The following is a 12,244-nucleotide window of genomic DNA, read 5'->3' as shown; positions in this document are numbered from 1 at the left end:
CCTCAGCCCACCGCTGGGAAAAAATGTTTTGGATTTTTCTTAGACCACCTCCGCCCGGGCAGTCACCAGCCTGTCCGGTCGGTCCCGTTTTGGGGATGGGCGCCTCGCTCCGGTACCCTATTGAGGTTGGTGACGTGTCCGAGCGGCCGAAGGTGCAACACTCGAAATGTTGTTTGGTGTAAAAGCCAACGTGGGTTCAAATCCCACCGTCACCGCCACTTGAAAGGTCCTGCTTTCCTTTAGACCAAGGGAAGCAGGACCTTTTCCCTTGCCGGGACGGAGCTGTTCCCGCTTGAGGGAAGCTCGGCCTTATGCCCCGTCGGCGAGGCATTCGCCCAGGCACAGGGCACAAGGCAAGACCCGCCGTCCCGCCTTGGAAAGCCAACTGAAAAACTCCTTCCCAATTGGGGCTTGCTCACAAATTCTGCGCAGTCAGCGGTGGATACGATGGGCGGACCGGACAGAGCCGTCCGGGGCAGATCGACCCAGAAGGAACCCATGGCCTCGGTGACGGTGGACGACATCCTCTCGGACCTCCCCCTGGGGTTCGCGAGCCTCGTCCTCCGGCCAGCGCAGGGATCCGCGATCGAACGGTTCCTGATCGTGGACGGCGAGGACGAGACCTGCAATGGTGATGGCGCCTTCGTCCTGTTGATCGGTGTCCGCGGTCGGTCCGCCTTGCCTGCCTTGCGGCGGCTGCGGCTCAGCGCGCCCCCGGTGGTTGCGGTCAAGGGAAGCCTCGAAGAGCTCTCCGAAGCAGAAGAGCTCCTGCGCGACGCCGGCACCGGCCTGCTCCTGGTGAACCCGGCGGCGGACTGGGATCGCCTGTTGTCCATTGCCAAGGACCGGATCCAGCCGCGCAGCTACCAAAGTGAAGTCCTGACACTGCTGGAGGAAGACCTCTTTGCCATCGCCCAGACCACCGCCCGGCTAACCTCCAGCCATGTGGTGATCGAGGACGCGGCCAACAAGGTCCTGGCCTACTCCACCGTTTCCAATGACATTGATGAACTTCGGAAGGCCTCAATCCTGGCGAGGCGCGGCCCCCGGAAATACGAGCTGCTGCTGAAGGACCTCGGAGCCTACCGCGAACTGCACGGGACACGGCTCCCCGTGCGGGTTCCGGCCAGGCCGCAGGACGGACTGCGCGAACGCGTGGCCATTACCCTGTTCGCCGGGGACCGGATCATGGGCTACATCTGGCTCCAGGAGACCGGAGAAGGCTTCGGCCCGGATGTTGACCATGTGCTGAAAGGGTCTGCCGCCCGGACCTCAGCCGAGCTGATCCGTTACCGCAACCAGCAGTCGGTGCACATGCGTGAGGACAGGGTTACCCGGATCCTCTCAGGTCCGGCTGAGGCGGCAGCCAGCGCGCACAGTGAAAAGATCCCTGCCGGGCGACCGGCAGCGCTGATCCTGCTCGGAATTTCCGACGCGGAACCGCCGGCCGATGACGCCGCCCTGAAGCACGGCGAGCTTGCCAACCTGGCATCCATCCACGCGGCCGCGTACAAGGCCTCAGCCATAGTGGGCCAGTTCAAAGGTGACACAGCAGTGATCGTTCCGGGACTCCAGTCGAACGCCTCGGAACCCGGGATCAAGGGCCTTGCCGAGTCAATCGTGCGGGACGCCCGCAAACACCTCGGCATCAGCCCGTTTGCGGCGGTGGGCCCCGTGGTGCCCGATTTGCTGTCCATCCACTCCATCACCCGGATCACCGAAGCGTTGTTGGACTGCGTCGGCAGGTCTTCCCAAAAGACTGTGGCCACCGTGGATGACTTCGAGGGAGAAATCCTTTTCCGTGAGGCAGCACGGAATTTCTCGTCGTCGACCTTCCGGCATCGCAGCCTCTCGGCCCTCCTGCAGGATGATGCTGAACTTGCGGAAACCCTCCGGGTGTACTTCGAGTCTTCGCTCGATGTCTCGGCGTGCGCCCAACAGATGAAGCTGCACAAAAATACGGTCTACTACCGGATCAGCAAGGCATCCAGGGTGACCGGCCTGGACTTCGGCAACCCCCGGGACTCATTGGTGGCTTTGCTCCATATCCAGGAATGGGCCGGAACATCCAAACAAACATCGGGCAGGAAATGAACACCACGCTTGCGGCGCCGCCGCTCGGCCCCCTCCTCGAAGACCTCGTCCGCAGTCACCGCCCGCACGACGAAAGAGGCTCAGTACCGGCGAACATCCCGTTCCTGGCAGAAGTTCCTTTCAACAGGTTTGGCATTGCCGTTGCCACCGCTTCCGGCCAGGTCTTCAGTTCCGGGGACGCGGACGTCCCTTTCTCCATTCAAAGCATCTCCAAAGTGTTCACCCTGGCCATGGCCCTCCATGGCGACATAACAGGAAGGCTCTGGTCCCGGGTCCTGCGCGAGCCTTCCGGCACGGCATTCAACTCACTGGTCCAACTTGAAGTTGAACACGGGATCCCTCGGAACCCCTTTATCAACGCCGGCGCTTTGGTGGTCACGGATCACTTGATGGAAAGAACGTCCGACGCCGCCACGTGGCTTTTGCGGTTCCTCACCACCCAGGCGGGCAGCACCGGTCCGTACATCGATGAGGCGGCAGCGGCCAGCGAACTGTCCGGCAGCGCCCGCAACCTGGCATTGGCGCACTTCCTCAAGGACTTTGGCAACCTGAAGCAGACTGCGGAATCTGTGGTGGAAAACTACGTCCGCCAATGCTCCATCATGATGACCTGCATTGAACTGGCCAAGGCAGGGCTATTCCTCGCCCGGGAAGGACAGGGAACGATCGGACCGGTCCTGTCTCCCAGCGACGCCAAACGCGTTGGTTCCATCATGCTGACCTGCGGCATGTACGACGCAGCCGGGGAGTTCGCGTACCGGGTGGGCCTGCCCGGCAAGAGCGGTGTGGGCGGCGGCATCCTGGTCATCGTTCCCGGTGAATGCTCCATCTGCGTCTGGAGTCCCCGGCTCGATGCCAAGGGGAATTCCCTCGCCGGCACTGCCGCCCTCGCCGACCTTTCGGACCGCACCGGCTGGTCCGTTTTCTAACCCACCCGTTTTCTGGCCCAGGCGTTGCTGACCCATGCGCGCCCCGACGACACAACGCCTTTCCCTACCAGCAGGATCTTCTCCAGATCGAAAGGCGGTACCGTCCGCACTCGATGCGGCCCTGGCGGCCATCGAGGAGGATGGCGTGTTCGCCCTCGTCCACCTTGTCGTCGAACAGCGCGTAAAGGCGTATTGAGGCGCGGACCGGCAGGGGCAGCGCGGACTTAGCAGCAGGGTTCGGGCAAAGAGCAGCGGACAACGGCGGGAGGTCCCGTCGTCGTCCGCTGCTGTTGAGTGGCTGGTAACCTAAGCCGCTGCGCCCTCGACGACCCGCTTGGGCGTGACGGACGGAACGCCGTCGCCATCTTGCCCGTACAGCCAGTCGTTGTACTGGAAGTTGTTGTCCTTCCGGCTCTTGAACAGCAGGTTGCGCAAGGTGCGGGCCAGGCCGGACACGTGCCACGACTCGCCCCACACCCGGGCCGTGCGCTGCACCCGGGCGGTCCGGCCGGCGCGGACACTGTTGAAGTCGCGGAGGGCCTCGTCCCACCCGTCCTTGTTGATGCCGTCCGCAGTAAACACGGTGCCCGCGGTGGCATCCTGGAGGGCCGCAGCATCCTCAAGGGCCTGGCAGGCGCCCTGGGCCAGGTACTGGAGCATGGGGTGTGCGGCGTCGCCCATCAGCACCATCCGGCCGGCCACCCAGTTCTCGATGGGGTCGCGGTCGTACATGGGCCAGCGGATGCCGGTGGCCAGGTTCTTCAGCGCTTCCTGCACAGCCGGCACGCAGTCCTTGTAGGCCGCCTCGAGCTCGTCCACTCCCCCGTACTGCTCCTCGCCGCGTTCGAAGGAGGGCGACTTGAAGACGGCAACGGTGTTGAGCAGTTCGCCCTTGCGCAGCGGGTATTGCACCAGGTGGCAATCCGGGCCCAGGTAAACAATGACATCCTCCAGGTCGGCCTTCGGGGTCGCTGGCGTGATGGGCACGGTTCCGCGGTACGCCACGTACGCGGACGAGACGGGCTGGTCATCGGCCACGAGCGGGCGCAGGGTGGACCGCAGGCCATCGGCGCCGATCACCACGTCCGCCTCGAAGTCCACGCCGGCGGCAGTGTGCGCCACGCCGCGGCCGCCCACGGTCTCGACACTCTCAACCATGACGTCGTTGACGAGCTTGACGCCGGCGGCTTCACAGCCTTCCAGCAGGACACGGTGCAGGTCGCTGCGGTGGATCACAACGTACGGCGCGCCATAGCGTTCCTCGAATTCGCCGTTGAGCGTCTGGCGGGTGAGCTCCTCGCCGGTGACGGCGTCGCGGAACACCAGGTGCTTGGGCTGCACGCCGATTTCCAGTGCCTTTTCGAGCAAGCCCCAGCGGCGGAGGATGCGGGAGGCGTTGGGGGCCATCTGCAGCCCGGCACCCACCTCGCCGAATTCGGGGGCGCGCTCCACGAGGGTCACGTTGGCACCGTTCTCGCGCAGGGCGAGGGCTCCGGCCAGGCCGGCCATGCCCCCTCCGATCACCAGGACATCGGTGGACGTGGCGTGCTCAGACATTGCTAACTCCTGTTGTTGGGGTTGAAGAGGATACGGAAAGTTTTGCTTTGAGGTTGATGCCGACGGCGGTCAGCAGGACCGCGGCAACCGCGGCTGCACCGGCGAAGGCAAGGAAATTGGAGTTGACTCCCAGGCCGGCAGCCAGCAGGAGGCCGCCCACCTGGGGAGCTACGACGGCGCCGATCCGGCCAGTGCCCAGCGCCCAGCCAAGTGCCGTTCCCCGCAAGTGGGCGGGGTAGTGGCTCGCCACCGCGGCGATGATGAGGCACTGCGTGCCGTGGGTTCCCACGCCGGCGAGCACCAGCATGAGGTAGACGACGGACACAGGCGGTCCGCTCACCAGCACCACCAGCGCGACGGCGGCGACGCCGGCGGCTGCGATCGCCGTCGGAATTGGTCCAAAGCGCGTCCCCGCCCAGGCCGTGATGACGGAGCCGGCCACCGCACCAAGGTTCAGGGCAAGGGCGAAGGTCAGGGCGGAGCCCAGGTTGTAGCCCGCCAACTGCATGAGGTTCGGCAGCCACGTGCCCAACCCGTACCAAGCGAAGAGGGTGGCGATGGTGGCAACGGCGAAGAGCATGCTGATGCCCAGGTACGGGGCGCGGAGCAGGGACGAGAACCCGGAGGCGGTTTTGGCGGCACGTGTTCCTTCGCCGGCCGCAGCGTTGGTTTCGCCGGGCCGTGCCGTCTTGGCCGGTGTAAGGGTCTCGGGCAGGTACTTGAGCCCAAGCGGCACCACGATCACCAGTGCCAGCACAGCCACGAGGAACATCGCCTGCCAGCCGAAGGCCGGAATCAGCTGGATGCCCACGAGAGCCGCGATGGAGCCGCCGATCGGGACACCGGACATCATCAGGGTGGCCACGATGGAGCGCCACTTGGTGGGTACCAGTTCGGCCACCAGGGCATTCGCAGAGGGCACCAGGCCGCCAAGCCCGATGCCGGCCAGGAGGCGCAGGACTCCGAAGATGGCGGCGCTGGGAGCGAAGGCGCAGAGGACGGTGAAGACGGAGAACACGATGGCACATCCGAGGATGGTCCTGCGGCGGCCCCACGAATCGGCCATGCGGCCGGCGAAGATCGCGCCGATCATCATGCCCAGGAAGGCCATGGAGCCTACTGTCCCGGCGGTTGCCTTGGTCAGGCCCCATCCGGTTTCTGAAATGAGGGAGGACTGGACAGTGCCGTAGACGATGAGGTCGTAACCATCGAAGACCACCAGCAGCCAGCAGACAAGGACTGCCGCTGCCGAGGCCTTGGAGAACCGGCCGTGCCCATCATTGGACCCGGCATTGAACGCGTCATGGGACGTGGGGGCGGAAGCCCCGGGCGAGGACCGGTGCGTCGCTGCAGCGGGAAGTGTGTGATTCATCCCACTACTGTCATGGCCAGCCAAGATGAACCACAATACAATTCTGATGTGCAGAAAAAGCAGGACGCTCCGTCCACCTCCCCGACGGCTGGCCGCAAGCCTGCGCAGAAGAAGCCCGTGCAGAAGCGCCCCACCTATTCCATCGAGGCTGTGGACAACGCGCTGCAGCTCCTCCAGCTCCTGCGCGACGGCGGCACATTGCGGCTGAAGGATGCCGCCGAGGAGCTGGGGGTTGCCCCCTCCACGGCGCACCGCCTCTTGGCGATGCTGGTCTACCGGGGATTCGCCGTGCAGGACGAAACCCGCCGCTACGTTCCGGGCCCGGCCATGGGCGTGGGCCCGGCCGGGCTGAGCTGGACCAGGCTGCTGCGCTCGCTCGCCCAGCCCCACATGGAGCTGCTCTCCGCCCAACTCAACGAGACCGTGAACCTCATGGTGCGGGTGGGCACCAAGGTCCGTTTCCTGGCAACCGTTGAGGGGAACAACGTCCTGCGGGTCGGCGACCGGCAGGGGACCGTGATGCCCGCCAACAAGACCTCCGGCGGTAAGGCCATGCTGGCCGAACTGGAACCGCACATGCTGGACCAGCTCTTCCGCAGCAACAACGCCGAGATCGGCGGGGACACCATCCCGGATGACGAATATCCCGCCTTCCTCCGGGAACTTGAATCCATCCGGGCAAACGGCTTTGCAGCCAATTTCGAGGGCACCGAGGACGGGGTGAGCGCCCTGGGGATGGCGCTGCACAACCGGCACGGGCACGTGGTGGGCGCCCTCAGCGTCGCCACCCCCGCCACCCGCTTCCGGACGGTGTTCGACGCCGGCCTGGTCCAGGCGCTGCGCGAATGCTGCCGGCAGCTGGAGATCGACATTGCGGCGAACCCGGCAGAGCCGGACTAAACAGCGCCAGACTAAACAGCGCCGCACCAACCCGCCCGCACCGCAGCGGCCCGGAATTCTGAAGAGCAGAATATGTTGGAGCTCACACCACGTCCTTCCGTAGAGTCAAGCCACGCCAAAAAACTGTTCTGACCTACAAAGGAGGCCCACGTGTCCATCAGCGCCGAGAACACGACCCATGAATCAGTGGCCGCCGGGCTTACCGTCCCGGAGCCGACCCCGGAAGAGGCTGCCCAGCTTGAGCAGCTCTACAAGGACTTCGACAAGGAGAACCTGATTCCGCTGTGGACCGAGATCGGTGACCTGATGCCGATGGTCCCCACTCCCAAGGCCGTGCCGCACGTGTGGCGCTGGAACGACCTGTACCCCCTGGCTGCCCGCGCCGGTGACCTGGTGCCCGTTGGCCGGGGCGGGGAACGCCGCGCCATTGCGCTGGCCAACCCGGGCCTGGGCGGCACCGCCTACGCAACCCCCACGCTGTGGGCGGCGATCCAGTACCTGGGCGGCCGGGAAACCGCGCCGGAGCACCGGCACTCCCAGAACGCGTTCCGCTTCGTGGTTGAAGGCGAAGGCGTCTGGACCGTGGTGAACGGCGATCCGGTCCGGATGTCCCGCGGGGACTTCCTGCTGACCCCGGGCTGGAACTTCCACGGCCACCACAATGACACCGACGAGCCGATGGCCTGGATCGACGGCCTGGACATCCCGTTTGTGCACTACGCCGACGCCGGGTTCTTTGAGTTCGGCACCGAACGCGTCACCGACGAGGCCACGCCGGACATCTCCCGCGCCGAACGGCTCTGGGCCCACCCCGGCCTGCGCCCGCTCTCCGGACTCGATGACACCACCAGCTCCCCCATCGCCGCCTACCGGTGGAAGTACACGGACGCCGCCCTGCGCGAGCAGCTGCTCCTCGAAGACGAAGGCCACCCCGCCACCGTCTCCCAGGGCCACGCCGCCGTCCGCTACACCAACCCCACCACCGGCGGGGACGTGATGCCCACCATTCGGGCCGAGTTCCACCGCCTCCGCGCCGGCGCCGTCACCGAGACCGTCCGCGAGGTCGGCTCCAGCGTGTGGCAGGTCTTCGAGGGCACCGGCACCGTGGTCCTCAACGGCGAAACCAAGCAGCTCGCCAAGGGCGACCTGTTCGTGGTCCCGTCCTGGGCCGCCTGGTCACTCCAAGCCGAATCAGAGTTTGATTTGTTCCGTTTCAGCGACGCACCCATTTTCGAGCGCCTGAACTTCAACCGCACCTACATCGAAGGACGCACCAAGTAATGAAACTCCTCACCCTCCGCCTCGACAACGGCACACGCACGACGGCGGTCCGCCAGGACGGCGATACCCTCACCGAGATCCCCGGGTTCGCCGACGTCGGCGCCCTGCTGCAGGACCCCGCCTGGGAAACCACCGCCGCGGCGGCCAGCGGCGCAACGCACGCTGTGGACGGCGCCGACCTTGCCGCCGTCGTGCCTTCCCCGGGCAAGATCATCTGCGTGGGCCACAACTACCGCAACCACATCAAGGAAATGGGCCGGGAAGTCCCCGAGTACCCCACCCTGTTCGCCAAGTACGCCGAATCCCTGATCGGCCCCAACGACGACCTTGCCCTGCCGCAGGAATCGGACACCGTGGACTGGGAAGCCGAGCTCGCGGTCGTCATCGGCAAGCAGGGCCGCCGCATTTCCGAAGCTGACGCCGCGGACCACATCGCCGGCTACGCCGTCCTGAACGACGTGTCCATGCGCGACTACCAGTTCCGCACCATCCAGTGGCTGCAGGGCAAGACCTGGGAGAAGTCCACCCCGTTCGGACCGGCCCTGGTCACCAAGGACGAATTCACCGCCGGACCGCTGATGACCTCGGCCGTGGACGGCGACGTCCAGCAGTCCACCCCCACGTCCGACCTCGTGTTCACCCCCGAATTCCTGGTCTCCTACATCTCCACCATCATCACCCTGAACCCTGGCGACGTGATCGCCACCGGCACCCCCGGCGGTGTGGGCCATGCGCAGGACCCCAAGCGGTACCTGCAGGAGGGCCAGGTCCTGGTCACCACCATCGAGGGCCTGGGCCAGCTGAAGAACCGCGTGGTCAAGGAAGCCTGATGGTTGCCCGCCACGACCAGACCACCGACCCGGTGCTCCTGCAGTCCCTGCTGCAGGCGCGCCGGGGCACGGCGTTCTTTGCCCGCAAGCTCAATGAGCTTCCCGATGCAGAGCTCGACGGCGGCAGCCTCCTTCCCGGGTGGACCCGCCGGCACGTCGTGGCACACGTGGGCTACAACGCCCGCGCCATCGCCCGGCTCATCGAATGGGCCGCCACCGGAGTGGAAACCCCGATGTACTCCTCCCCGGAGGCCCGCAACCACGAGATCGAGTTTGGGGCCACCCTCTCCCCCATCGCCCTGCGGCACCTGTTCGACCACTCGGCCGTGCACCTGAACGTCGAGTGGCGCGACCTGCCCGCGGACGCCTGGCACCACAAGGTCAAGACGGCGCAGGGACGGACCGTTCCGGCCGAGGAAACCGTGTGGATGCGCACCCGCGAAGTCTGGCTGCACGCCATCGACCTGGACAACGGCGCCACTTTCAAGGACATCCCGGCACCCGTCCTGGAACGGCTCCTGGGCGATATCACCGGAGCCTGGCACACGCGCGGCACCGACGCCGGGCTCCTGGTTAAAGTCACCGGCACCGATCTGGTGTTCGGCGACACGAATGCCGCCGACCCGACAGTTGTCACCGGGCCATTGCCCGCCGTCGCCCAATGGGCCGCCGGGCGCGGCTCCCACGGCGTCACCGCCCCAGGACCGGGCGCCGCGGGAGGCGTCCCAACCGCGCCGAAGTGGATCTAGGCACGGTCCTGTTAGCAGCAAAAGAGAAAGCCCCTTTAGTAAGGGGCTTTCTCTTTTTGCGTTCTCCGCCGTTCAGCGCCTGGTGTCGAAGGATCCGCAGAACACGTTGTCGTTGAACGTGCCCTGGAACGCGGACTTCCCCTGGATCTTTTCAATGGTGGCCCGGATGGCCTCGCGGGACCCTGCGTGGGCGTGGATCGCCGTCTTGACCATCGGCACATCGATCAGGTGGTTGGGCTGGTTGAGCGAAACAAACACCGTGGGAACCTCGGTGACGTACCACGGGATCTCCGCGGCCATCGGCGAGGACCACTTGATCCGGATGGCTGCCTCCTGGGCAAAGCCCTTGACGTTGGCGAACACAAACGCGGCATCGTACTTGTCCGCGTAGTCGCCGGTGGCTTCCTCGGACAGGACCCGCATGAAGTTCATGCCTGTCTCCCCCGCGGCTTCCCGCTGCTCCGCGGTCTTGAAGACGTGGACCTCGAAGCCGGCGGCCTCAAGTTCATCCTTGACGGTGTCCAGGTAGGCCAGCGGATCAGCGCGCGTGAAATCAGCCCCGCCGGAAATGCCGTACAGGCGGATCCGGGGATGCGTCTGCGGCGTAATGGGCAGGTTGTTCGCGGTGTCCTTCACCAGGGTGACGGTCTTGTCGGCGATCTCCGCCGCTATGGCCCGGTGTTCCCCGCTGCCGATCACGGCCAGCGCCTCGGCAGGAGGAACGAGCTGGTCCGCCGGCGTGCGATGGAGGCCCAGGGACGCCTTCAACCCGAGGATCCGCCGCAGCGCATCGTGCAGGCGCTGTTCGGTGATCACCCCGGACTTGAATCCGTCCAGCATGTACTGGAAGTCCTCCGCGGGATTGCGGAAGAACAGGAACATGTCACAGCCGGCCGCGATGGTGGCCGGCACCAGGTCCTTGCGCTTCATGGCCTGGGTGAGCCCCACCATCAGCGAGGCGTCCGTCAGGACCAGGCCGTTGAAGCCCAGTTCGCCGCGGAGCAGGTCCTGCAGCAGCTCCGGGGACAGGGTGGCGGGCAGGATGTCGGCATCCGCCAGGCCCGGCCGGAAATGCCGGGACAGCTCCGGCGCGCCAATATGCCCCACCATGATGGACTGCACGCCGTGGCCAATCATTTCCCGGTACACGTGGCCGTAGGTCCGGTTCCACTCCTCGTAGCCGAACGTGTTGTAGGAGGTGACAACGTGCTGGTCCCGCTCGTCCACGCCGTCGCCGGGGAAGTGCTTCATGGCGCACACCGTAGGAGACTCACTGATGCCGTCGAAGTACTCCTTGGCCCGCTCCACCACGATCTCCGGGGTGTTGCCGAAGGCGCGGGTGGAGATCACCGTGTTCCGCCAGTTGTAGTGGATGTCCACGATCGGTGCGAAGGCCCAATTGCAGCCGAGCGCCGCGGTTTCCACCCCGGCAACCTGCCCCATCTGCCGGGCGATGGCCTTGTCCGGGTGGGAGCCGGCCTGCAGGTGCGTGGACACGAACGTGCCGTCGTCACAGCTTCCGGCTCCCCCCATTTCCGGGTTGGAGGCCACCAGCAGCGGGATGCGCGCCTTGGACTGGGCGTAACGGATGTGTTCCTGCACAGCAGCCGAGGGGCCGGGCCGGTAGCGCATGCCGCCCACGTGGAAGTTCTCCAGCACGCCATCGAGGTACTCCGGGGAGTAGTCGTTGTTGTGGTTGATGAACAGCTGGCCGATCTTTTCCTCGAGGCTCATGCCGGCCAGGGTGGACTCCACCCAGGCGACCGCGTCGCCGTCGAGATTGAACGGCGCGGCCTGGAGGTCGACGTCGAACTGCCGCGGGCGGGTGCCGGGGGCACCGGCGCTGCCGGCAGCGTCAGGGCTGGCTGTGCTGGAACGTGCGACGACGGCAATTCCGGCCAGAGCCTCCCGCACCACCTCGTCGACCTGGGCAGCGATGTCGACGACGATGCCCGCCTCGTCAGCCTCCAAGGGTTCCAGCGTGGCGAGCTGGGAATCAAGGAGGGCGGGCGGCATGAAGTGGCCGGTACGCCCTTCGGTCCGCGCCCGCAGGACCTCTTTGCTGCCGTGCAGGTGCAGGAAGATGGTGTCCGGTGCCTGCTGGCGGATGGCGTCGCGGTAGCTGCGGCGCAGCGCGGAGCACGCCAGGACCATACCGCCGTCGCCTGCGTTGGCAAGCTCGGTGCCCACCGTGGCAAGCCATGGCCAGCGGTCGTCGTCCGTCAGCGGGGTGCCCGCCGCCATTTTGGCGACGTTCTCCACGGGGTGGAGGGAGTCGCCGTCCAGGAACGGCACTCCAAGTTCGCGGGCCACGAGGTCGCCGATGGTGGTCTTGCCGCAGCCGGACACTCCCATCACGATGATGCGGAGGTTGGGGTGCCCTGCGGCAGGTGCTGTGGTTTCGGGTGTGGACGTATTCACCAGTCGTGGACCGTTCCATCGATGAGGCGGTTGTAGGGCAGGTAGGCCTGCTGGTACGGGAACGCGGCTGCGGCTTCCTCGTTGAACTCGACGCCGATCCCGGGCTTGTCC

Annotated in this window: 10 protein-coding genes and 1 tRNA gene; 7 read left to right on the top strand and 4 right to left on the bottom strand. The window is 66.0% G+C overall.

Going from position 1 to position 12,244, the window contains the following annotated elements; all coding sequences use genetic code 11:
- Positions 1–128: 128 nt before the first annotated feature.
- From FHJ30_RS04055 to FHJ30_RS04045, 3 genes are all read left to right on the top strand, one after another.
- A tRNA-Ser gene (locus tag FHJ30_RS04055) sits at positions 129–218 on the top strand.
- A gap of 280 nt (positions 219–498) precedes the next feature.
- Complete coding sequence (locus FHJ30_RS04050; protein WP_139027991.1) at positions 499–2,094, top strand: CdaR family transcriptional regulator; 1,596 nt, start codon at positions 499–501, stop codon at positions 2,092–2,094.
- A complete protein-coding gene (locus FHJ30_RS04045; RefSeq protein ID WP_139027990.1) occupies positions 2,091–3,023 on the top strand; it encodes a glutaminase in 933 nt (310 codons plus the stop codon). The genes FHJ30_RS04050 and FHJ30_RS04045 overlap by 4 nt, the downstream gene beginning before the upstream one ends.
- Positions 3,024–3,087: 64 nt before the next feature.
- Here FHJ30_RS04045 and FHJ30_RS21280 read toward each other — a convergent pair whose 3' ends face one another.
- Genes FHJ30_RS21280 through FHJ30_RS04035 form a run of 3 tightly spaced genes read right to left on the bottom strand, consistent with a single transcriptional unit; the run spans position 3,088 to position 5,952 of the window.
- A complete protein-coding gene (locus FHJ30_RS21280; RefSeq protein WP_171058911.1) occupies positions 3,088–3,282 on the bottom strand; it encodes a hypothetical protein in 195 nt (64 codons plus the stop codon).
- 47 nt (positions 3,283–3,329) lie between these two features.
- Positions 3,330–4,580, bottom strand: a complete 1,251-nt coding sequence (locus FHJ30_RS04040; RefSeq protein ID WP_139027989.1) for an FAD-dependent oxidoreductase — start codon at positions 4,578–4,580, stop codon at positions 3,330–3,332.
- Positions 4,573–5,952: an aromatic acid/H+ symport family MFS transporter gene (locus FHJ30_RS04035; RefSeq protein WP_139027988.1), complete on the bottom strand. Its 1,380-nt coding sequence runs from the start codon at positions 5,950–5,952 to the stop codon at positions 4,573–4,575. The genes FHJ30_RS04040 and FHJ30_RS04035 overlap by 8 nt, the downstream gene beginning before the upstream one ends.
- A 48-nt stretch (positions 5,953–6,000) precedes the next feature.
- On the opposite strand from FHJ30_RS04035, the gene FHJ30_RS04030 reads away from it, so the two are divergent.
- The 4 genes from FHJ30_RS04030 (at position 6,001) to FHJ30_RS04015 (ending at position 9,712) form a co-directional block, all read left to right on the top strand.
- Positions 6,001–6,852 (top strand): IclR family transcriptional regulator, encoded by an 852-nt coding sequence (locus tag FHJ30_RS04030; protein ID WP_240793581.1) that lies wholly within the window; start codon positions 6,001–6,003, stop codon positions 6,850–6,852.
- Positions 6,853–7,002: 150 nt separating this feature from the next.
- The gene (locus FHJ30_RS04025; protein ID WP_139027987.1) at positions 7,003–8,133 is read left to right on the top strand and encodes a cupin domain-containing protein; all 1,131 of its coding nucleotides are present in this window, start codon (positions 7,003–7,005) and stop codon (positions 8,131–8,133) included.
- Positions 8,133–8,963: a fumarylacetoacetate hydrolase family protein gene (locus FHJ30_RS04020; protein ID WP_139027986.1), complete on the top strand. Its 831-nt coding sequence runs from the start codon at positions 8,133–8,135 to the stop codon at positions 8,961–8,963. The genes FHJ30_RS04025 and FHJ30_RS04020 overlap by 1 nt, the downstream gene beginning before the upstream one ends.
- Positions 8,963–9,712 carry a maleylpyruvate isomerase family mycothiol-dependent enzyme gene (locus tag FHJ30_RS04015; protein WP_139027985.1) on the top strand — a complete coding sequence of 250 codons (750 nt, stop codon included), beginning with the start codon at positions 8,963–8,965 and terminating at the stop codon, positions 9,710–9,712. The genes FHJ30_RS04020 and FHJ30_RS04015 overlap by 1 nt, the downstream gene beginning before the upstream one ends.
- 72 nt (positions 9,713–9,784) lie before the next feature.
- Here the strand turns inward: FHJ30_RS04015 and FHJ30_RS04010 are convergent, their stop codons facing one another.
- Positions 9,785–12,067: a gluconokinase, GntK/IdnK-type gene (locus FHJ30_RS04010; protein ID WP_139027992.1), complete on the bottom strand. Its 2,283-nt coding sequence runs from the start codon at positions 12,065–12,067 to the stop codon at positions 9,785–9,787.
- Positions 12,068–12,244: the final 177 nt, after the last annotated feature.

It is taken from the genome of Arthrobacter sp. BB-1, assembly GCF_006151685.1.
Classification (GTDB): Bacteria; Actinomycetota; Actinomycetes; order Actinomycetales; family Micrococcaceae; genus Arthrobacter.
This window is presented reverse-complemented; position numbering and strand designations above follow the sequence as displayed.

Excerpts from the sequence above, each read along its gene's own strand:
- FHJ30_RS04050 (WP_139027991.1), top strand. The coding sequence starts at position 499 with ATGGCCTCGGTGACGGTGGACGACATCCTCTCGGACCTCCCCCTGGGG.
- FHJ30_RS04045 (WP_139027990.1), top strand. The coding sequence starts at position 2,091 with ATGAACACCACGCTTGCGGCGCCGCCGCTCGGCCCCCTCCTCGAAGAC.
- FHJ30_RS04040 (WP_139027989.1), bottom strand. The coding sequence starts at position 4,580 with ATGTCTGAGCACGCCACGTCCACCGATGTCCTGGTGATCGGAGGGGGC.
- FHJ30_RS04035 (WP_139027988.1), bottom strand. The coding sequence starts at position 5,952 with ATGAATCACACACTTCCCGCTGCAGCGACGCACCGGTCCTCGCCCGGG.
- FHJ30_RS04020 (WP_139027986.1), top strand. The coding sequence starts at position 8,133 with ATGAAACTCCTCACCCTCCGCCTCGACAACGGCACACGCACGACGGCG.
- FHJ30_RS04015 (WP_139027985.1), top strand. The coding sequence starts at position 8,963 with ATGGTTGCCCGCCACGACCAGACCACCGACCCGGTGCTCCTGCAGTCC.
- FHJ30_RS04010 (WP_139027992.1), bottom strand. The coding sequence starts at position 12,067 with ATGGGAGTGTCCGGCTGCGGCAAGACCACCATCGGCGACCTCGTGGCC.